General features: G+C 46.4%; 15 protein-coding genes and 1 CRISPR repeat array. Of the genes, 6 read left to right on the forward strand and 9 right to left on the reverse strand.

Translation table 11 applies throughout. The annotated features are described in order from the left end of the window. A complete protein-coding gene (cas10, locus tag SPB21_RS24750; RefSeq protein WP_499867934.1) occupies positions 1 to 2,454 on the reverse strand; it encodes a type III-A CRISPR-associated protein Cas10/Csm1 in 2,454 nt (817 codons plus the stop codon). A gap of 55 nt (positions 2,455 to 2,509) precedes the next feature. Then, positions 2,510 to 3,427, reverse strand: coding sequence for a CRISPR-associated ring nuclease Crn3/Csx3 (gene crn3 / locus SPB21_RS24755; RefSeq protein WP_499867935.1), 918 nt, complete (start codon positions 3,425 to 3,427; stop codon positions 2,510 to 2,512). A gap of 178 nt (positions 3,428 to 3,605) precedes the next feature. On the opposite strand from crn3, the gene SPB21_RS24760 reads away from it, so the two are divergent. Continuing rightward, positions 3,606 to 5,030 (forward strand): TIGR03985 family CRISPR-associated protein, encoded by a 1,425-nt coding sequence (locus SPB21_RS24760; protein WP_499867936.1) that lies wholly within the window; start codon positions 3,606 to 3,608, stop codon positions 5,028 to 5,030. Between the two features lie 289 nt (positions 5,031 to 5,319). Continuing rightward, a CRISPR array of direct repeats spans positions 5,320 to 6,154; the repeat unit is 37 nt; unit sequence GTCACAATCAACCACTTCCCCTCACGGGGATTGAAAC. Positions 6,155 to 7,435: 1,281 nt separating this feature from the next. Here SPB21_RS24760 and SPB21_RS24765 read toward each other — a convergent pair. The 3 genes from SPB21_RS24765 to SPB21_RS24775 form a co-directional block, all read right to left on the reverse strand. Then, entirely contained in the window at positions 7,436 to 8,176 is a 741-nt protein-coding gene (locus tag SPB21_RS24765) for a glutamine amidotransferase (protein WP_499867937.1), read from the reverse strand. Positions 8,177 to 8,240: 64 nt separating this feature from the next. Next, positions 8,241 to 9,176 (reverse strand): diiron oxygenase, encoded by a 936-nt coding sequence (locus SPB21_RS24770; protein WP_499868743.1) that lies wholly within the window; start codon positions 9,174 to 9,176, stop codon positions 8,241 to 8,243. 303 nt (positions 9,177 to 9,479) lie between these two features. Continuing rightward, a complete protein-coding gene (locus tag SPB21_RS24775) occupies positions 9,480 to 9,716 on the reverse strand; it encodes a thioredoxin family protein (protein ID WP_006517148.1) in 237 nt (78 codons plus the stop codon). 149 nt (positions 9,717 to 9,865) lie between these two features. Between SPB21_RS24775 and SPB21_RS24780 the strand changes: the two genes are divergently transcribed. After that, on the forward strand, positions 9,866 to 10,192 hold the full coding sequence (locus SPB21_RS24780; RefSeq protein WP_163661396.1) for a winged helix-turn-helix transcriptional regulator: 327 nt from the start codon (positions 9,866 to 9,868) through the stop codon (positions 10,190 to 10,192). Between the two features lie 1,659 nt (positions 10,193 to 11,851). Further along, on the forward strand, positions 11,852 to 12,124 hold the full coding sequence (gene rbp, locus SPB21_RS24785; protein ID WP_163661394.1) for an RNA-binding regulator: 273 nt from the start codon (positions 11,852 to 11,854) through the stop codon (positions 12,122 to 12,124). Positions 12,125 to 13,233: 1,109 nt separating this feature from the next. Here the strand turns inward: rbp and SPB21_RS24790 are convergent. Continuing rightward, complete coding sequence (locus SPB21_RS24790) at positions 13,234 to 13,524, reverse strand: Calvin cycle protein CP12 (protein ID WP_163661392.1); 291 nt, start codon at positions 13,522 to 13,524, stop codon at positions 13,234 to 13,236. A 271-nt stretch (positions 13,525 to 13,795) separates the two neighbouring features. Here SPB21_RS24790 and SPB21_RS24795 point away from each other — a divergent pair, with 271 nt between their 5' ends. Next, positions 13,796 to 14,989, forward strand: coding sequence for a DUF4336 domain-containing protein (locus SPB21_RS24795; protein ID WP_499867938.1), 1,194 nt, complete (start codon positions 13,796 to 13,798; stop codon positions 14,987 to 14,989). On the opposite strand, the gene SPB21_RS24800 is transcribed toward SPB21_RS24795, so the two are convergent. After that, complete coding sequence (locus SPB21_RS24800; protein WP_490793784.1) at positions 14,967 to 16,172, reverse strand: tetratricopeptide repeat protein; 1,206 nt, start codon at positions 16,170 to 16,172, stop codon at positions 14,967 to 14,969. The genes SPB21_RS24795 and SPB21_RS24800 overlap by 23 nt on opposite strands. Between SPB21_RS24800 and SPB21_RS24805 the strand changes: the two genes are divergently transcribed. Further along, positions 16,162 to 17,460 (forward strand): Caspase domain-containing protein, encoded by a 1,299-nt coding sequence (locus tag SPB21_RS24805; RefSeq protein ID WP_499867939.1) that lies wholly within the window; start codon positions 16,162 to 16,164, stop codon positions 17,458 to 17,460. The two genes, SPB21_RS24800 and SPB21_RS24805, sit on opposite strands and share 11 nt — an antisense overlap. 315 nt (positions 17,461 to 17,775) lie before the next feature. Then, positions 17,776 to 18,315: a phosphate-starvation-inducible PsiE family protein gene (locus tag SPB21_RS24810; RefSeq protein ID WP_163661386.1), complete on the forward strand. Its 540-nt coding sequence runs from the start codon at positions 17,776 to 17,778 to the stop codon at positions 18,313 to 18,315. Positions 18,316 to 18,492: 177 nt separating this feature from the next. Here the strand turns inward: SPB21_RS24810 and glgA are convergent, their stop codons facing one another. After that, on the reverse strand, positions 18,493 to 19,923 hold the full coding sequence (glgA, locus tag SPB21_RS24815) for a glycogen synthase GlgA (RefSeq protein ID WP_499057209.1): 1,431 nt from the start codon (positions 19,921 to 19,923) through the stop codon (positions 18,493 to 18,495). A 177-nt stretch (positions 19,924 to 20,100) separates the two neighbouring features. Beyond that, positions 20,101 to 21,057: a hydroxymethylbilane synthase gene (hemC, locus tag SPB21_RS24820; protein WP_163661382.1), complete on the reverse strand. Its 957-nt coding sequence runs from the start codon at positions 21,055 to 21,057 to the stop codon at positions 20,101 to 20,103. Positions 21,058 to 21,153: the final 96 nt, after the last annotated feature.

Raw genomic sequence — 21,153 nt, forward strand, 5'->3', positions numbered from 1 at the left:
TTACTTGCGATTCAGTAGTTCAATCCAGGTGGCGACAGCTCTAAAGTAAGGAGCATTGTAGGGGCTTAGCAAAGAGATTCTCATGGGTTTGAATTTTTCATGTCGACGTAAATCATCGGGTAATCTGGCTAGGGTATAGGCAATTTTAGGCAGATGTAAATAATAACGAATATCGCGCACCTCATTTTCCAACGCTTGTATGGTTGAGTCATTTTTATAGTTCATATGTGCAGACAAAGATCTTCGACGTTGTTCAATTTTTTGCATCTTTTCCTTTATGTGTTGTTCTTGAACTTGAGCAGTTAGGAGGAGATTTCTAATAAAACTAGACTTGTATTTCTGTGAAAGATTAGTTTCTAGCACTTTTACAAAGTCCCAAACACCTAAATAGGGTGGCTTCTTGGGCGAGTTGCTAGTCGAAAAATAGGTTTTGGTAGAATCTTCTAGGTTTTCTAGAGAGCCATTTCCCAACCATTCATGCCATTTGAAGACTATGCCAAACAGGCTTAGGCTATCACGGTCATTGCTTTTTGCCAGATCTTCAGCATCTCCAGCAGAACTCGCTGCTTGATAAAGTGGAAACTTGGGAACTTCCAGGGTCACTCCCCCTGATAATGTAATATCGGGATGATTACCAGTGTAAGCTCGAAAGGTTTGATAAACATCAAACGCAAACTCAGCTATCTGATTCCAAGCACCACTAACAAACAGATCGTCACCACCTGCATAGATAAATAGGAGGTCTTGACGAGTATTTTCTGTAAGTGCCCTAAACTTATAGGCTGTTTTTGGAGAAGTTCTCTCCTTTTGTTTTTGGTCTGAGTCGTTGAGATACTTGAGGAAATTTTCTTTGCGATCGCACGCCAGACTATTTAAATAGACCTTGAAAAAGTAACTCATTTGCCGTGATAGGCTTGCTAGCCTGGGTAGCGAATAACCATTTTTCTCTAGCCCCTTGGCAAACATCTTTCCTAAGTTATCAACATCCATACGTAAGTAGCCAACACGGGCTATACGGCTCCCAAACCTCGCTTGTTCACGATCCTCAGACTTGGCTTCTTCCTTACCCTTAGACTTCGCCTTTTCAGCAAACTCTTGAGCGGTCATAAACCCATCACTGCCACGGGCACCATAATTACCTAAAATTAGCGGCGTTGCTTCTAAGTCAGCATAGTCTGACAGGTGCCAGTTATTGACCAGAAATACGGCATCTTGTTTCTCGACGGTATTAGGAAGATCTTCGTACAGATGATAATAGACAGCTTGACCAGGAATATGCAGTGGGAGACGATCAAGCGCATTTGGTAGGCGTGGTGATAACGAACGAATAACTGCTTTGACCTTAAATAATTGTCCCCCTAGACGAAACATCCGCTGACACACTGTACAAGCATCAGGAGAATCTACTTCTTGTCGATTCAGTGGATATAATTTTTTTTGATCGTCTCGGTGACAAACTTTGCACGGCGTATAGCTATAGCGAGGCTGTAGTAGTTGATTAAGCTGTTGCGAAAATTTTTGAGTTTTTCGACTATTTACTTTCTCAATAGCCTTATTCCAGATTTTAGCAAATTGACTACTAGCAACATCTTGAACATCACAGTCCTGACAGGCCAATGATAGAAACACTTTACCCTGAAAGTCTCGTTTGAGCCAATTATTAATCAGGTTTGCTGCTTGAATTGCCCTTTTCTCAGAACCAAAAGGTGCCAGTAAGTATAAGTTGCCACCACCTGCATAAATCACACTACTTCTCGGAATTGCTAACTTATGGATAAGTTGTTGAACAACCTCTTCTGTAACCAGCTCTAGATAAAAACTACGGGCACGAAGAGATTTAAGCGCACCATCAGAAGTAATTGTATAGATAAAATTTTGGATGCCAGACAAATCGCCTGCTATTAAACATAGTTTAGATTCTGAAGTATTTGACATTGCGACTGCAACCGCTGCGACGATTCGAGTTGAGTCAACTAGTGCAACACTAGAGTCTCCGTAACTCACACACCCTCCATATTTCTCTAAAACTATGGAGAGCCATGAAAAGTTATTCCAATTGGCTTTAAGCTGAGGTAGTATATTTTGCTGGATAGCCTGTTTAAATGCTGTAATATCCGACTTGTTTGGATCTGTTGTTACAGGGTAAGGAATTATAGGATAAGACGTTGAGGCATCACACTCAATTTTTTTAAGCGGAACGTAATGGACAGACGAGGTTCCATCTTCTAGTTGAATCTGATCAAAAATTAGTCTTAGAAAATCAATTGACGCCTGATGCCAGCCAAAACGTTGCTGAGCTTTTTCGACAACATTACAGGGTGCAATTTGGCAATCATCAGGACGTGGAATTTCAGCCCAGTTCAAAAGAGCTATGATCGCTTTCTGATATACATTACAGGCAATCTTCTCAGTATCTACTGACTTATCAAGAGGGTTTGACATTAGTTCGGACATTGTTCAATTAGTCTAAAATTGCCGATCTTTTACATTGGTGACATCCCATGGTCTTCTACAGAATTAACCGCAACCTCTCTAACAACGCGTCAGGAAGCTGTGCTGCCTCTCCCTGCACCCAAGGACCACAGCGTAGCTCCAAAAAAGGCTCATGCTGCAAAACTTCAACCATAGCTTGCAAAGTACTGTGAATAACAGCAACTGGTTTCAATCCTCCCTGATCCCTACAAAAATCATGCCAGGGCTCAATCTCTTCAGGCTTTGAGCTAATAATCAAATAATGAGTACAAGCATCCAGAATCGATTGCTTTTCCGGTTGCACCATTCCCCCAGCATCCACAATCACCAACGACTTTTGTTGCCGCAGGTTACGAATCGCCTGCCCCTGATAAGGAAAAAATCGCTCTGTCAGAGTGCCTTTGTTAGCCAACTTAAATGCCTCTCGCTCGGATGCATTTTCCGACAGCTCTAATGTCCAATTACCCTCACCATCCCATTGAGCGCGTTGCAAATACACATCCGGATAATCTTTAACCAAAGTTACAAATAACTGGTGAGACAAAACACTCTTGCCACTGTCCGGCGGCCCCACCACCAATAGAGCAGGCCCCAGCTTATCAGGTTGAATAGACGGTACTCCCAAATTTAAATCCTCAAGCGGGAGCACCTGCCCAACACTGACAAGTTTAGAATGAGTTGTCGTCACAACCGCCCCCAAACGTGGGTCAAAACAAGCAACCCACACCGTCGGATGACATTCATGCACCAGATATGCATAGAGCCAGACCGGAGCCCGCCCAGAGAGCACCACACCCTTGCGCGGATCTAGACCCGCCGGTAAACGCAATGTTGCTAACTCTTGCGGTTCAATAATGCGATCGCGACTCACCAACTCAATAGTTACCAACTGATACGCCAATCCCTGAGTCGTTTGATGATGGCTCAGCGTCAGTTGAATCGAAGCATCGGCCACAGATCATTCTCCAAAGGCAAACATTAGATATAGAAACACAACACTTTAATGTCATTGAGATGTAGCAGATGCATTGTGGATTCTTTTCACCACTAATCCCGTTATATGGTTTCCTCTTGCCAATTATGCATACACTTTAGAAGAGGGGGCTTCAAAATCAGCTTTCGCTAAAGTTGTGATGGCATTTAACTACTTACCTACACCTGAACTGTTACATGAATTAGCCAAGGGACGATTAGCAGATCGACTGTTACGGGCAGTACGCCTGTGGGTATTGCTGCATCAGCTATATGGACCTGATGCTTGGGCACAGCAGCTACCGCAGCCATTTCGCTATAGGGATTTGCGCACTCTTCTCTTTGCACCAAGCCATGGCCGTAGTGAAACAGCGAAGGTACCAGAGCTAACTGCCCATTGCGACCTTGATTGTTGTTGTCAGCGTTCCCTAGCAACCTGGTTAATGGACAGTGATCCTGCCTTTTCATTAATAGAGTGGCAGCAACAAATTATGGGTTTGAGCCATCTGACACAAGCGGCCATGGATACCGCTTTGGCCGCCTGTCCATTCGCGACCGTGCATCGTTCGATTCGAAATGACTTATCCCATTTGGCCGATCTGGGCTGGCTGGCTGGGGAGAGCAAGGGACGGTTTCGTACCCTTGAGCCCCATCATTGGCCGCAGCTACAGATGCAGGCACCCATGCCATTGGGTAACTTGTCGGTAGCACAGACCTGGGAGGTATTGCGATCGCTAGAGTCGATTTCGTTTGTGCAGCCCAATCTAAATGTAATTGTGCAATCTCTGTGGGAACAGCTGACCAGTCAACAGTCAGTGACCACTGTAGAGCCAGATCGGCGTATCTTTATCCATCTAGATTACATCCTGTCGGAGGCGATGCAGGAGCAGGTGGATACACTGCAAGAACAAATCGAACAGCTATGGCGCAGTGGCGGCGGTGTTATTCAGTTTAACTATTGGCGTAGCCCGGAGGACACTGTACCGATTACGGTTTATCCGGTGTGTTTGCATTATTCTCGACGGGCTAAATATCTCAGTGCCTATGGTGATGATCCAACCGGTGTATTCGGTTGGCATAATTACCGGTTAGATCGAATTACATCATCTCGATTGACGGTGTTTGTCTGGGGTGACCCCCAGGTCCCAGAATCGCTACGGGCGATGCGGCGCATGGGCCAATTACCAACGTCAGAAAATGTGAGTGCGGCTTTGGACCAGGCCTGGGGGTTTAATTTTTATTTACCTCGTCGGTTGTTAATTATGCGTTTTCTGTCTGAGTTTGCTCGGTGGTATGTTGAGCAGACTGAGCGACATTCTACTTTTCAGGCGGTTGACTATCAAGCATTGCCAGGGTTAATAAAACAGGCGATCGGGGATAGTGACGAGCAGGCAACAGTGCTGGATATTTTAGCTCGGCGCAATCCGCAGGATGCTTATTATCGGGCTTGGATACGCCTGGGGGATATTAATATTGTGATGCGGCTCCGGGATTGGCGGCCTAAAGGTGAGGTGATTGCCCCTCTGGTATTACGTCAGCGGATGCAGGCAGAGGCGGATGCTGAGTTGAGGCATTATCAGGGTTGATGGGGCTAAACTAATTTAATGTCTGGTGCTGCCATCGGCTGCGCGACTGTGGGGCTGTGTTCTGTGGCAGGCTGAATAAAGGGGGTGAAAAGCTTTGTCAGAGCGGATTAGTGGCTTTTTGCTTGTCTTTTGGATCCGCGCAAGGGCTGGAAGGCTTATCAGTTAAATGTTTCGTAGGATTAAGGTAACTTGAAGAAGTGCACATTTACTGGGCTGAGAACTATAATGGGGTAGATTCGCGCAAAGGTACCTTGAAAACTAAATGCAGCCAACGTTTCAATGGGCTGCCGTCACAATCAACCACTTCCCCTCACGGGGATTGAAACCAGTCTTCTTGCAAGCAAGAGGAGCAGAGGGAGTGTCACAATCAACCACTTCCCCTCACGGGGATTGAAACATAATGCACCTACCCTGCAACGCATTCAATCACAACGTCACAATCAACCACTTCCCCTCACGGGGATTGAAACTATATGCTAAATGGGCTCTCTCAGTTAGCGAAGGAGTCACAATCAACCACTTCCCCTCACGGGGATTGAAACTGAGTATATTCGGTGCACTGGCCTATGACAAAAGCGTCACAATCAACCACTTCCCCTCACGGGGATTGAAACATCTTTTCTTTGTTGAGAGAAGCAACAGCAATCAGAAGTCACAATCAACCACTTCCCCTCACGGGGATTGAAACTTGTTTACAGCTCCCGTACCGAATAGGGAAGCTGCGGGTCACAATCAACCACTTCCCCTCACGGGGATTGAAACACAGTTGTGGTTGCCGGTTGCGGATCAACTAAGAAGTCACAATCAACCACTTCCCCTCACGGGGATTGAAACTTAGACATCTAACTCGTTATAGGTTTCATCGCCTTAGGTCACAATCAACCACTTCCCCTCACGGGGATTGAAACAGTTTCCGTTTGTCCAACGGCCCCCTACTCTCATGTCACAATCAACCACTTCCCCTCACGGGGATTGAAACATCGCCTAGGGCCTCACCAAAGTAGTTGCCTTGATAGTCACAATCAACCACTTCCCCTCACGGGGATTGAAACATTATGTCGCTATATCTGAATAGTTCCAGGATTTCGTCACAATCAACCACTTCCCCTCACGGGGCTACCGTGTACACAACGGTGTATACATAAGTCAGAGAGAATGGCCAAACCCCCTGAAGATTCAGTAGTTTCAAATACCCTGCTTAGGGTTCCCCTTGGATAAGGCTATCGTGTACACACATCTCGAAAGATAATGCCCTAAAAGGTAGCCTTGGCCTTGAATTGGCCCTCATCCTAAATCCTTCTCCCTGGGGGAGAAGGACTTTGAGGTCAGGCCCCCCTTCTCCCTCAGGGAGTAAGGGGTTGGGGGATGAGGGCTCGATACTTGGAGCTACTCTTCGACTTATGTATACACGGTAGCCTTGGTAAGGGGGAGGACTGGAGCTTCACCCCTTACCAAGGGGGGATTAAGGGGAATAATGCAGAATTGTGAACTCCCTTTCGAGATGTGTGTACACCGTAGCCTCACGAGGTGAAATAGGCAAAGCGTATCTACACGCTCACTACGATATCAGAATCAGGCAACCAGACATTTCATATAAGAAGCCCCCACAAACACTAAGGCTCATGGAGGCTTCGGGTTAGATATAAAGGGTTAAGTAGTACAGTATTCCGTCTACTTAGATATAGGGTTCGTGCTAGGAAGTTATTCCATACAGTGCTTTGCCTGTGAATTCACTGTATGCCGAAATGGTTTACATACATACCTTTGCCGCACAAGCCTATCGTCTGCTTACACAACTATCAATTTTTCCTAGCATGTGTCAGAGATCACTGTGGGATGAGCAGATAGGATATTAACTAAAGGGTTCTGACGTGGTTGTGCACTGTTTGCCCAGAGAATTGTAGCGTCGGACGATTAGTCTAGTGAAGCTTTAAAAACAACAGCACCCAAAACAATCAACTGAAAAGTTCTCCTAAGTTCAACAAGACTTTTTAGAGTTGTTTTAATAAGGCAACCTTACTATAAACAGGGCTCTCTAGTGCCAGTAAGAAGAGATATCAGTGAGTTGTTTGGGTGCTGTCTTTGATCCGTCAAATGATTCTACTGAGATATCTATTGTCAGACCTCCTTTCGTTATGGCCATAAGCCTTTCAGCTCATGTCCTTAGGATATTCCGATAATGCTTGAATGTCTCTTCTCTGATACAAACGTTAATGTTGTTATTCGTCATTGTTTTTCTTGTAAAACAGTGAGATAACTCTATGGTGTGATAGATGATTGGGACATTTTGATTCGATCAGCTTAGCGGATACTTTCTTTTTGGATACCGAGATACGCAAACGCCGAATCACTCTCGACGTTTGCGTACGTTCGATGAAAGTAAGACACCTTGTCAAGGTTATGCGCTAAACATTGACGGGCTGATTACGTAGATGAGTTGCTTGCTCAATTTGGGTTAACCATTGCCGCCAACAGAGACTGGCTAAGTGCTGCAACGTTTTCCCATATTTCTGTGTATCTTGGCGCAAGGCTGCAACTGTCACATCTGTGGTCGAGCCAATCTCACAAGCATGGCCAATAAACCATTTTCCCACTGTTTGGGTGATTACTTCTGGATGAAACTGTAGGGCTAAGATCGTTTGCTTGTAGGAAAATGCTTGATTTTCATACTTAGCACTTGAGGCTAAGCGATCGCAACCATCGGGTAATGTAAAGGTATCGCCATGCCAATGTAAAACAGCATCGGCAGTCGCGAGGGGCTGTAAGACAGACTGATGGCCTGCTTCACTTAAGTTAATGGGGGACCAACCAATCTCTTTCCCTGCGTTTCCAGGGTAAACCTTGGCCCCCAGAACACGCGCTATTAGCTGGGCACCTAAACAAATTCCTAGGGTGGGCAAATCAGCCTCAAGTCGGTGCTTTAATATCCGCAGCTCATCCTTTAGAAACGGATAATCTTGCTCATCATAGGCTCCAATCGGTCCACCTAAAATAATCAGCAAATCGGGGCTAGCTGGGTCAAGGTTAGCTAAATTATCGGCCCCTGCGTCTAAATACTGAAGGGAATATCGCTGATCTTCTAAGACAGGGGCAAGGCTACCTACGTCTTCAAAGGCAATATGTCGAATTGCAATGGCTGTCTTCATGGTTCCTTTGTTGAAAATTTTTACGCGTTTTGGGTGTGTGTCTATCAAGAAGCAAGGTGTTGTCTTAGTCACATAAACCTGCTTGTGCAAAGCTGTCTGCCCCTGCTGCAGAATCTAGCACTCCTAATTCCTTAGCCAGTTGAATGACATCGGAATAGTCAATTCTCAGCAGATCAACGTCTGCATTTGTCGCTGTGTCTTGGATGATTGTTCTGGCATTAGGAAAATTGATTTGCTGTAGCATAGCCCCCCATACATCTAGTTCTGCATCGGCAAACCAGCGGACAGGCTTGGGCAATATCTGGGCAAAGAACATCTGTTGCTCTAGTGACAAATTAGCATACATACACTTGGCCAACTCTAGAAAAATACTATGGTGAGCCTTCTCGTCACGTAGGTGGGTATGAACAGTCAGCTGGTTCAAAGGCTGGATCTCCTTATCATACGCAAGCAGCGACAAATAATCGCTAACAAAAACCTCTGAAACAATAGCTGTAGCCATCTGAACAAGAAGCTTTTTCCATGGTTCTGAATAGCGTTCTTTTTCTTGCGTCATCTTTCTTACCAAGGTAAAACTTGGTAATTTTAAGTGTTGTAATTGACGATGTTCACGGGTGATATTGCAAGCATGCACAACCAGTTGAATGTGATAAGCTTCATCGACTAAGGTATCGCTAGCGATCAATTGGCTTGTCTCATCATCTACCCCTGGAACTTCCCGATAGAGAATATGATTACATGCTGGGGCAATTACCTTGGATTCAATATCAATTGTTTTTTCGTTATAGGCAATCCAGCCACAGGAAAGGACTTTTTGTCTAATTTCTGAAGGTGCAGCTAAAAAATCCGGGTGATCTTTAAATGGTAGCAAATCTAAACGAAAATCTTCTCGATTTGGGTTGAAGGCCATCTCGGATGATGACTCATATGCTACTTTCTTTTTAACTTGGCTAACCTGGGACCTAAGGTGCCAATTATGGGCCATTTTCTCCAATAGCATCCGAGAGTGAGAGATATCAGCTGAAGAGTCGGGCTTGACAGTTTGTGTTTTTGAGGGTTCAATTACTGAATTCATAGCGATTCCACTGATAAGCTTACGTTTCTAGCCGAGGGATTATCTAGCCAAGGGATTAATCGGCAGGTATAATCAACTTCAAGTGTTGTTTCCACTGCACGCTGAGGTGAGTAGATATTTATTACTTGTTGTTGATAGTTATAAAAGCCAATGGGAACTGGAAAACTCAAGTGTTTTAAACTACTTTCTTGGAGAGAATATTGTGCTTGAAGCAGATACCCGTTTTAGCTATTTCAAATCAGACAAACTAGCGCCAAAATTGATATGGAATGCTTCACCGTCTATCACCAATGCGGGTACAGATTTGACGCCCGCTGATTCGGCTTCAGCAATACGGGATTGATCATTGCCGAGATGTACGCTCTCCACATTGTAGCGAGACGTATCTATTGCTGTTGCCAGATTATTTTCAGCAGCAATACAAACTGAACAACCAGCATGATAAAAAGTAGCTGTCTTACTCATGATTCTTTCCTAGGTTAAGTATTGGGCGATGTGCGCCTATTGCTTAGGCTAAACGTAGGCAAACCATCTAGGAAAGGGGGCACTTTTTGGTGGGGTAGGCACTTTTTGGTTTAATTCATTGAACTATCTAGAGAAAAATTAGATAACAGATGCAAAGTAGCGCTCGAAAACTTGAAAATGTTCTTGGCTGCAAATGGTCCGTACCTGTCTTGCTTGCAGTGAGCAGTGGTGTTATTCGGCCAGGGGCTCTGGAAAAGCATATCAACGGTATTTCGAAAAAAGTCCTAGCAGAGCGTTTGCGAAAGTTAAGGGCATATGGCCTTTTAAAAAAACACTCGTTTCCTGAAGTACCACCCCGTACGGAATATTCCATAACGCCATTAGGCCAAAAGCTCATTGATGTTATCCAACAAATTCAGTCTCTCAATACAGAACTTGAGGAGGAAATTATTAAGGGTATAAGAGAGAATGATTGATGCTAGAGCTAGACAGTATGTTAACCACCTGCTCTACCAGGCTCGTGGCTAGGACTGCTTACCTAAGTAATAGACCTGGTTACCCAGAATGGATGCGGTAACCAAGCCCACACTAATGGCGACTAGTCAAATACCAACTTTGAAGCCTTTTTCTTTTGTGTCTGCCCTTGTGTAGTGCAAATTGCTACATATTGTAGTAAGTTGTAAGTTGCCTCATCAAAAATAACTCACTTGTTCTGCGATAAAAGCTATGAATTACCATGGGACATCATGGCAGTCTCGGCTCACAGCCTCAGTGGGGCCGCTGACACACACATTGAATTATCAGGGTTGCTGATGCAACTTATGGAGTGCTAAACAGTCGTCACCGCACTTGTGTTCAGTGACTAGTCAGTCCGCGGGCATGCGTTAGAGGCTTATCAGTAGAAAGTGGGCGTGATCCATGAATCAGGCCCACTTCAATTAAAAAATAAAATATGATAATGACTCAATTTGATCAGGAGCTTGCTGCTGAATTATACGCATTAACATATAGCACTGACGATTGCGCGGCTACTATAGAAGCCTCCACGAACACTAAGGCCCATGGAGGCTTCGAGTTAGATATAAAGGGTTAAGTAGTACAGTAGTCTGTCTACTTAGATATGGGGTTCGCTATAGGAGGTTATGGCATACAGTGCTTTGCCTGTGACTTCACTGTATGCCGAGATGGCACCTACCCATCCCTTGGCAGAATAACCCCATCGTCTGTTTACACAACCATCAAGTTTCCTTGGTTTGTGTCTGTGATCACTGTGGATGAAACTGATTGGGTATTAACTATAGGATTCAGCGCCTGTTTTGTGCCATTGCCCAGTGAGGTGTAGCGTTGGGCGATTGGTCTAGCAACGCTTTAAAACACAACAGCACCCAGAACGATCTACCTGAGGAATTCTTCTACATTTAACAAGACTTTCTAGAGTATTATTTGAAGAGCTATCTTCACTATCAATAAGACTCTCTAGCGCAAGCAAGAAGAAATATCAGTGACCTGTTTGGATGCTGGTATTGATCCTTCAAACGATTCTATTGAGATATCGATTGTTGACCTCCTTTGTTGTGGATATAAGCTTTTCAGCTCATGTATACAGCATATTCCCAGGAGAGGTTTATGTCTCTTCTGGGATATAAACGTTAATGTTGTTGTTTTTTGTTTCTGGTTAGTGAACTCGGTCTATGGTGTGATGTAGCATCAACTAGTGCTCATTTTGAGTTTATCTGTCTAGAAATAGATAACTCCGTCGCAGATTAAGAATCCACGCTCCAATCAAAATACAAATGACGAGTCAAGGGCAGCTCCGTTGCCTAAATGGTGAAATGCCACTGGCAAACCAAAGGATTTTCGGCCCTGGTCGTGTCATGTAGCGCTCAGTCAGATAGCCCAGTTTAAGGCGTGAATGCAGGTGGGGAGCGTAATGTAGGCCAAGGATAGTAGTGATTTTGACCCGCCGCAGTCCCTTACCCATCCAAGGTGCTGTCCCATGGCCTATAATTGACCCAGAGATTAAAGATCGGTTGGTAGCTTTTGTTTTTAGTATTAACGAGTTTTATCGTTTTTCCATTGACATTTCCCTTCTCGAAACTTCCCTCTACATATCCCCTAAGTTTTGGAGAAAATCCATGTCAATCTATGTAGGCAATCTGTCCTATGACGTTACAGATGCTGATCTAACGACTGCATTTGCAGCCTATGGAACAGTCAAGAGTGTTCACCTGCCCACTGATCGTGAAACCGGTCGCATGCGCGGCTTCGGTTTTGTCGAGATGAGTACAGATTCTGAAGAAGAAGCTGCCATCGAAGCACTAGATGGTGCAGAGTGGATGGGGCGTGATCTAAAGGTTAATAAAGCTAAGCCCCGTGAAAATCGCGGTGGCGGTCGCAAAAGTTGGTAAAAACTTTCCCATGGCTATTGAATATATGACGTCCAGTCATTCGTAGCTGTTTGGTTGTAAAGGTTAGCTCTAACTAAAAGGGTTCAGGTAGAAGTACCTGAACCCTTTTATGTATCAGTTGTACGGGATGCACTCAGCACCCAATCTGGGTTAACCCTGACTAGCCCCCTGCTCCATCAGCGGACAATGGACTTATTACGCGCATCAAGGCAAAAATTTCTGGAGGTTATCGATAGCCTTAGTATGAGCCTCCCATCCCCCCATCCCCCTTTGATCCTGGGCAAACCTAAGCCACAACGTACTAATCGAGCAGCTTGCCTATACTTCCATATAAGAAGCCCCCACGAACACTAAGGTTCATGGAGGCCTCGGGTTAGATATAAAGGGTTAAGTAGTACAGTGTTCTGTCTACTTAGATATAGGGTTCGCTATAGGACGTTACTCCATAGTTTGCTTTGCCTGTGAGTTCACTATATGCCGAGATGTAGCATATGCCCTCCTTTGCAGGATACCCCCACCGTCTCCTTATATAACTATCAATTTTTTCTGATTGGTGTCTTAGATCACTGTGGCACGATCAGATGAGGTGTTCACTAAAGGATTCCAGGGATATTTGTTGCTACTGTCCGACGACTGAGGCTATCGGATGATTCTCTAGTAAAGATTTAAAGTGCTACAGCACCCATAACAATCAACTGAAGAGTTCTTCTAAATCTAACAAGACTTTTTAGAGTTGTTTTATAACAGGTGAGCCTACTATAAACAGAGCTCTCTAGTACCAGTAAGAAGAGAATCAGTGAGTTGTTTGGGTGCTGTCTTTGATCCGTCAAACGATTCTGTTGAGATATCTATTATTAGACCTCCTTTCGTTATGACTAGGGCTTCTCAACCCATGTCCTTAGAATATTCCGGCGATGTTTGAAAATCTCTTCTCTGATACAAACGTTAACGTTGTTTTTGTCACTGTTATTCTTGTCAATCAGTGAGATAACTCTATGGAGGCGTTATGTTCAAGTTGGGGATAATAAAAAGCCCCTACCGATAGGGCAGGGACTTAAAGTGTACGTATTTAGAAGAGAGGCAATGCCTGAGTGCGGGTGTCTAATGCCTTAGACGTCATACACGCGAGCTTCAGCAGCGCCAGGATTCTCGGCACAGTAGCGAACAAAGGCTATGGTGGGATTGACCTTTTGGTGACCCGCTTTCGCCGTTTGCAGTTCTTCGACGGTTTCCCAGGCAAGAGCTACCTCAATGCTCTCGGGGCCTTGCATCTCAGTGAGGCGACGGGCATGTTCGAGTGCGGCTTGGAGTTGTGTTTCAAATGCTGATTTTGATGATGGTGCCTTTAGTGGTGTAGAGGTTGTAGAAGCTGTTGTGGGTGTAATAGTGGTGTTAGCCATGGTAAGAACTACGTTTTAAGAACTACGTTGGTGATGGACTGTTGGTAGCTCGCACACTGCCTGTCATTTTAGCGACTGTAAATCCACCCACATATAAGTTTCATCTCTAATTGGCTAACTTTCTTTACCTACTAACTTTCTTTACCGATCTCAGGGGATCACAATCCCTTTAATCCACTATCCGTCAACAAGTTTAGGATTTTCTCATCACCTTAGATCGGCCAGGGTCGTAAAATACTAAAACTTGAGCGTTAAATCTGGAGGAGAGGGTGTGTCTGACTCGCGGGCAATTGAACGTTCCGCCGACTGGTCGTGGCCATGGTGGCCGCTGGTGCCGTTATATCCCTATGGTCAGCGACGCACACTGCGCCGTGAGGTAATCGCTAACCAGGTTTGGACCTTTGACCAAATGCAGGGCATCTTGTATGTGGTGGTGCCCATTCGCATGACGGTGATCCGGCTGGCTGCCGGAGGTTTGCTAGTCTATGCGCCCGTTGCTCCTACCCCCGAATGTATTCGTCTGGTCCATGAGCTTGTGGCTGAGCATGGCGATGTAAAGTACATTATTTTGCCCACTGTCACTGGGTTAGAGCACAAGGTATTTGTAGGACCCTTTGCCCGCAAGTTTCCTTCAGCTCAGGTATATGTTGCGAAACATCAGTGGAGCTTTCCGCTGAATTTACCCCTCAGCTGGCTAGGCTTTCCCATGGGCCGTACCCATTGGCTACCTGAGAGTCCTGCTGATGCTCCCTTTGGTGATGAGTTCGATTACCGTGTGCTCGGTCCCGTCAATTTAGGGGTTGGTCCCTTTTCAGAAGTAGCCCTGCTGCATCGGGCGTCTAAAACATTGCTAGTGACTGATTCGGTGGTTTCAATTCCAGCGGAACCGCCAGCAATTGTGCAGCTAGATAGCTATCCGCTGCTGTTTCATGCCAAGGATAGTGCTGCTGATCACCTGGCAGATACGGCTGAAAATCGCCGCAAGGGTTGGCAACGTATTGTTTTGTTTGCCTTCTACTTTCGCCCCGATGCGCTTAAAGATCCTCAATGGTGGCGGGTTTTACGGGCGGCTAAAACGGCATCTGATCGGTCTAAGCGGGCTTATTTTGGTTTATATCCCTTTGATTGGCACCCCCACTGGCAGCGATCATTTGAACGCCTGCGGGGGAATGGCAGATTGATGGTTGCGCCGGTTTTGCAGTCTTTGATTTTTAACCGGTGTGCAAAAGCGGTTTTAACTTGGGCTGATGAAGTCTCCCAGCTGTCGTTTGAGCAGATAATTCCTTGCCATTTGAATGCACTGATTAAGGCGGATGGGCACACATTCCGCCAGGCATTCTCATTTTTGGAGGCAGAGAACCGGGCTGGACGAGGGGGTGATTTGCCAGAAGCAGATTTTGATTTGTTGAATCGTATCAGCCAGCAGCTAGAACGTATCCGCGTTATGCCTCCGCCTGGGCCGTAGCCCCCGGTTTCTGGCGGAAAATCAGGGCGGTATAGATTTGAAACGCGGTATCCCAGTCGCTAGGCTTACGCCGCTGTAGATCCAGATAAACTGGCATATAGGGCAGTAAGGGCACCACTTCTAAAGCGCCCTGGCCAAAGTTGCTAAAGTCTTCCCACACCGGGCATTCAGTTGTACTGGTGATTTGCTGCATGAGGCCATTCCAACGAATGCGGGTGGATGTGAGATTCGTTTGGTCAGGCACTAGGGCAACGCTATTGCGGAATTCGTAGGTGCGATCGCAAATCCGCAAAATACTCTTCCGCCCATGTACATGCAAATCCATCACCTGGACATAGTCCTGAACCTGCACTTTGTCCTTGGTTTTACCCCAAGGTCCCTTTTCCGTAACGCGCTCAAAGACTGGCAGCTGAGCCCGAATAATTTGAGTGACCTCAGACCAGTCAAACTGCATTGAGCCCATCTGACCAGTTGGACTCTGGCATACAATCACTGGTTCCGGTGCGATCTCGCGAAAATGCTTAATCTGAAACACCTGCACAGTTTTTAGATCGTCAATGGTTGACCATAACGTTGGCACACCTACCGCCTGCAACGCCTCACCGTAATATTGCATTTCTCCAATGGGGCCGCTGCGCTGCAATCGCATGCCCCGCTTAGGTAGCTGCAGTCTTGCCATATACGGGTCAATGCGTAAAACGTCGGCGAGTCCCATGGCCGCTTGCTTAGCATCCTGCGGTGGTGTAATCACCAGTACCCCTGGCTCATCACTGCCCAGCACCGCCTTTGCTTCATTGAGAGCTGCTTGACGGCTAGCCTCCCGTGCTTGCTGCACACGCTTTAATCCGGCACGAGCCTGTCCCATGAGCTTAGGATTATTCACCCGTTTGAGAAAGGTGAGATAGGTTTTCTCCGCCGCATCCCACTGTAGTGTGCCTTCGTGCAATCGCCCGATCGATAGCAACATAAACGGATCTTTAGGAGCCGCCTTACGCCACTGCTTAAGCAATTGACTGGCACGACGATAATCCTGGGCTTCAAGGGCTGTAGTGACAAGTTGATGCATAGGTTGGCGGTTGCGACGGCAAATGAGCCAAAAATCTTTCCCATTGTAATCATGGAAATCGGTAGGAGCATCCCCCTGAGGAGTGCCTGGTTCAGGATAATGGCTTGTGAATGCCACCAATGATGCAGAAACCTTGTCTAAAATAAGGCAAGGTACATTGGCATTCCCCATGCGCAAATTCCCGTTTCTGACTCAGCTGTTAACGACCAGCCTCATGGGTATTGCCATTGGTTTGGTGGTGGGCTGGAGAAAACAGGCATATACAGAGAATGCCCCATCGGTTGCGCAGGCAGTCGTTGTGCCCATGGAATTTTTGGTGTTAGCTGGGGGTGGGGCTGCTTACTACAACGAAATTGCCCTGGAGAAAAACGTACGTTACTTTCAACGCACTCTCAATACCCTCAAAATTGACATCAGCAGTGTTCGCCAATATTTTGCTAACGGCAATGATGGTCAGCCCACCGTTCGCTACATCAACCTTGTCGGGCAAGAGCAGTTTAAGCCTCCAGAAATTGACAGCCTGGATGGTGCTGCCACCGTTGATAATGCTCAAAAATGGTTTGACGATTTAGCCAATAAGTCTTCACCATGCCCAGCATTTTTCTATTTCACTGGCCATGGTGCTTATAACAGCGAGAATCCTGATAACAATGCGATGATTCTCTGGGAAGAGAAATTGGTTTCAGTGCAACAACTGGGCGGTTGGCTCGATCAGCTATCATCCGATCAACCCTTTGTGGCAATGATGGCCCAGTGTTTTTCAGGATCCTTTGCTAATCTCATTTATGAACAGGGTAATCCTGAAAATCCTGTTGCTTTACAAACTCGCTGTGGTTTCTTTGCCACCGTCGCTGAGCGGCCATCGGTGGGCTGCACGCCCGCAGTAAATGAGGCCGATTATCGTGATTACAGCTCTAGCTTTTTTGCTGGATTAAGCGGTGTTGACCGTGTAGGCCAGCCAGTGGCATCGGCTGACTATAATATCGACGGAACAGTCTCCTATGCTGAAGCCCACGCCTTTGCAAAAGTGGATGAAGAGACCACTGACTGGCCCGTATCTACCTTAGAAGTGTGGTTGCAAAAACAAGCCAGCAAAGACAAGATTGCTGAGGTTTTGGCCCGGCCTATGGATGACATTCTGAACCAGGCTGAACCCCATCGCCAGCATGTAATTCGTGCGCTGAGTGAGAAGCTTTCTCTGGATCTAAAACAGTCCTATTCTAGTCAAATGCCCCCGATTGATTTTGAATCTGTTACCGGTGCCTACTGGGTGCGTTTAGGCATGGAACTGGTCAACATCTCAATGATGCAACAGATTCAGCAGGGCGATCAAGATGACTTAAAACTAGTGTTAGAACAAATTACGAACTGTGAAAACAGCAGTATTGCCACACCACAGTCGTAGGGGCGCTGGGGCTTATCCGTTTGAAGTATTTGTCTGGCAAATAGTCTAGATATCTTTTTATAAGAAAATATTATCAATTGATTTTAAGATTGACATTTTACAAATCATGATAAACCGCTAATCATAGGAATTAACCTATCAACCATTCCAGCAGATAGCTCCTGTGGTTAAGCTGACTGGTTGGTACTCATCCTTTCAAGAATCTGGGCGTTTACGCGACAGTTCGCAGTACTGATCCAACGGTTCCCGGCAATCTGTCGTTATATCTGGGATTAAGACTGCTTCGCTCGCCTGACCATTTACCTTCTAACTATTATGGAATCCTTATCGGCATCAAAGTCCCCTCGCTGGAGTAGCTGGTTCAGTGGCACCCACGTTGTACGCTTCTTAGAGCTGATACAAGACTTGATTGTGATTTCTCTCTGCATTGGTTTGTTTAGCTTTATGGTGATGCAGCTACGAGAGATGTTTTTGTCACTGTTACCCCCTTTGAATTTCCCTCAGGTCACCGCCGATATATTGTTCCTGCTGATCCTGGTAGAACTGTTTCGGTTGTTGATTATCTACTTGAAAGAGCACCGTGTTTCTATTGGTGTAGCGGTGGAAGTCTCGATTGTGTCAGTGTTGCGGGAAATCATTGTGCGGGGCATTTTGGAAACCCCGTGGGTGCAGGTCATGGCTGCCTGTTCTTTTCTGCTCGTGTTGGGGACTTTATTGGTGGTCCGTGCCTGGATTCCGCCCACATTTGATGGCATTGACCCTGAGCAGCAGGTGTCTCGTCGTCATCGGATACGCTTTGCCAAAAAATTAGCTGAAATGGAAAACAAACTGGATGCTGAATTACGACAGTCTTAACTGGGCAGATGCGAGAGATTGGCAGCTCAATCTTGTCGAGAGCTGCCTGGATTCGACAACAAGCACTGATATAGTTCGCGACGATGTTTAGTGTTTTTAGACATTTATCAACAACACTGCTCCAGCTTGATGGATATGGGTACTAATGCTCGGAGCAGCCATAACCAAATCGGCGGCTTAGTTGTGCTTGATTGCCAACTGGCCGCCATACTCAGTGGGGATTTGACTTTCAGCAGCTATTCCCTTGATCTCGCTATAGAGTTTGATGTATTCCAGGGCAGAGTTTTCCCAACTAAAGTTTTCTGCCATGGCCCGCTGCTGTAGTTTTTTCCAGAACGGCTTGTACTGGAAGCCTTCCCAGGCACGTACCATACAGGTAAACAAATCTAACGGCTCATAGCGGTCAAAACAGTAGCCGGTACCAGTGCCAGTGACGGGGTCGTGATGGCTAACGGTATCTACAAGGCCACCTGTACGCCGCACAATCGGTACACAGCCATAGCGCATCGCAATCATTTGACTGATGCCGCAGGGCTCAAATTTTGATGGCATTAGGAAGGCATCAGCGCCAGAATAGATTTTTTGGGCTAGCTGGCTACTGTACATCAAATAAACTGAGACGCGACCGGGGAAACGGTTGGATAATTCCCAAAGCTGTGTTTCGTAATGGCGGTTTCCAGAGCCCAAAAGTACGAGCTGTGCATCGGTATAGGCCAAAAATCGATCCATCGTCTGCAAAATTAGGTCGATACCCTTTTGCTCGACTAACCGGCTAACCAGACCAATGAGAAAACGCCCGTCGTTAACTTCTAAGCCCATTTCTTTCTGGAGGGCTTCTTTGTTGAGCGCGCGTTTTTCTAAGGTTTCTGCTGTATAGGTCTGGGTAATTTGCGCATCGGTTTCAGGGTTGAACTCATCGAGGTCAATACCGTTGACGATGCCGCTCAGTTTCTCACTGACATAGGACAGCAGTCCTTCTAGTTTCTCGCCGTATTCTTTGGTTTGGATTTGTTGAGCATAGGTGGGAGAAACGGCATTCACCCGGTCGGCATATAGTAGGGCGGCTGCCATGGTGCTGTCACCCTTCATGTACCAGGGACACCAGGTGATTTTGTCGAGTTTCCAGCGCCAGGGGCCTTGATAAGCCAGATTGTGAATGGTAAATACAGTGGAAATTTCAGGGGATTGATGCATCCAGACTGGAATCATGCCCGTGTGCCAGTCATGGCAGTGAATGATATCGGGTTTCCAATGGTTCCAGCAAAATTCGGCAGCACCGTTGGCAAAGAAGGTAAAGCGCCAATCTTCGTCTGGAGTGCCGTAAATTTCATTGCCATCAAAGGCAGGATGACCAAATAGGTATAGCGGAACTTCTGATTTTGGCAGTGTGGTTTCGTACACTGCAAAGGCATTGAACATGGCATACCCCCACCAGGTGGGCTCGTCGGGGATCCCTACCTTGTCTCCCATAAAGCCGTAATAGGGCATAAATATGCGCACGTCGTGCCCCATGGCGCGCAGTGTTTTGGGTAATGTGCCGACCACATCTCCCATGCCACCGACCTTTGCTAAAGGTGCGGCCTCTGCTGCCACAAATAAAATTCGCATCGCGTTCCTATTGCCCCGATGAAAAACCCATCTTCCACGGGATCAAGTCTAGAGGGGGATTGGATTTGTGCATAGTGTTTAAGCCTACGGAAGGGCAAGTAAACCAAACAATTCTTAGGGGCGTTGCAGGCAACGCCCCTAAGAATGTAGACCGCTCGACTATGGACGAATGCGCAATTAACGGTTTTCAGCGTTGATCGTATCCAAAATTGCTTGGGCACCGGCATCTCTAGCTCGCTTAGCCAAAGTAGTTCCCATTTCATCCGCTGTCGTCACAGGACCTGAGATTTCATCCTTCACCACTGTCTGACCATCCAGGCTAGCGACGATACCGGTCAGTGTGAGAGTATCTCCCTCAATCACGGTGTTCACACCAATGGGGACCTGACAGCCACCTTCTAGCTCCCGCAGGAATGCGCGCTCTGCGTAGCAACGCTGGGCAGTGGGTAAATGCTCCAGTGTTTTAATAACCGCCAGAATATCGTCGTCACCGCTGCGGCACTCGATACCCAGGGCACCCTGGCCCACAGCATGCAGAGAAACATCGGCAGGAACCACTTGCTGAATGCGATCAGCCATGTCCAGACGCTTTAAGCCCGCGACAGCCAAGATAATGGCATCGTACTGGCCTTCATCGAGTTTACGTAGACGGGTATTTAAGTTGCCGCGAATATCTTTAAATTGGAAAGACGGGTAGTGATGACGCAACTGGGCGAGACGACGTAAGGAAGACGTCCCAATGACAGCGCCTTCAGGTAGCTGATCCAGGTTTTTACCCGCATGCTTCTCGTGGGCAACCATGGCATCGGCGGGGTTTTCTCGCTCGGTCACGCAGCCTAGCATTAGTCCTTCGGGTAGGCGAGTGGGTAAGTCTTTCAGAGAATGAACGGCACAATCAACGGTGCCGTTGAGCATGTCGTCCTCAAGTTCTTGGGTAAAGAGGCCCTTGTCGCCAATTTTAGAAAGGGAGACATCGAGAATTTTGTCCCCTTGGGTTTCCATAGTTTTAACTTCGAAGTTAATCTCAGGAAAGCGTTTTTGTAGCTCACCCTGCACCCAGTGGGTTTGCACTAGGGCAAGCTGACTTTTACGAGAACCAATCCGAATAGTGCGGGTTGCTACATTTGGGGACATAGTTAACAGATTTGTTTTATGGTTAGACAGCCAGCAAAGGCCTGCTGACAAAAGATTTACACAAGATCTTAAGGTTACAGCACGGACGACCGCTCA

Source organism: Leptothoe sp. ISB3NOV94-8A (assembly GCF_043421595.1).
GTDB lineage: Bacteria > Cyanobacteriota > Cyanobacteriia > Phormidesmidales > Phormidesmidaceae > Leptothoe > Leptothoe turfae.

What these genes read in the sequence shown, in the direction of transcription:
- cas10 (WP_499867934.1), bottom strand. Translation starts at nt 2,454, where the DNA reads ATGTCCGAACTAATGTCAAACCCTCTTGATAAGTCAGTAGATACTGAG.
- SPB21_RS24760 (WP_499867936.1), top strand. Translation starts at nt 3,606, where the DNA reads ATGGCATTTAACTACTTACCTACACCTGAACTGTTACATGAATTAGCC.
- SPB21_RS24765 (WP_499867937.1), bottom strand. Translation starts at nt 8,176, where the DNA reads ATGAAGACAGCCATTGCAATTCGACATATTGCCTTTGAAGACGTAGGT.
- SPB21_RS24770 (WP_499868743.1), bottom strand. Translation starts at nt 9,176, where the DNA reads ATGCTATTGGAGAAAATGGCCCATAATTGGCACCTTAGGTCCCAGGTT.
- SPB21_RS24775 (WP_006517148.1), bottom strand. Translation starts at nt 9,716, where the DNA reads ATGAGTAAGACAGCTACTTTTTATCATGCTGGTTGTTCAGTTTGTATT.
- SPB21_RS24780 (WP_163661396.1), top strand. Translation starts at nt 9,866, where the DNA reads ATGCAAAGTAGCGCTCGAAAACTTGAAAATGTTCTTGGCTGCAAATGG.
- rbp (WP_163661394.1), top strand. Translation starts at nt 11,852, where the DNA reads ATGTCAATCTATGTAGGCAATCTGTCCTATGACGTTACAGATGCTGAT.
- SPB21_RS24790 (WP_163661392.1), bottom strand. Translation starts at nt 13,524, where the DNA reads ATGGCTAACACCACTATTACACCCACAACAGCTTCTACAACCTCTACA.
- SPB21_RS24810 (WP_163661386.1), top strand. Translation starts at nt 17,776, where the DNA reads ATGGAATCCTTATCGGCATCAAAGTCCCCTCGCTGGAGTAGCTGGTTC.
- glgA (WP_499057209.1), bottom strand. Translation starts at nt 19,923, where the DNA reads ATGCGAATTTTATTTGTGGCAGCAGAGGCCGCACCTTTAGCAAAGGTC.
- hemC (WP_163661382.1), bottom strand. Translation starts at nt 21,057, where the DNA reads ATGTCCCCAAATGTAGCAACCCGCACTATTCGGATTGGTTCTCGTAAA.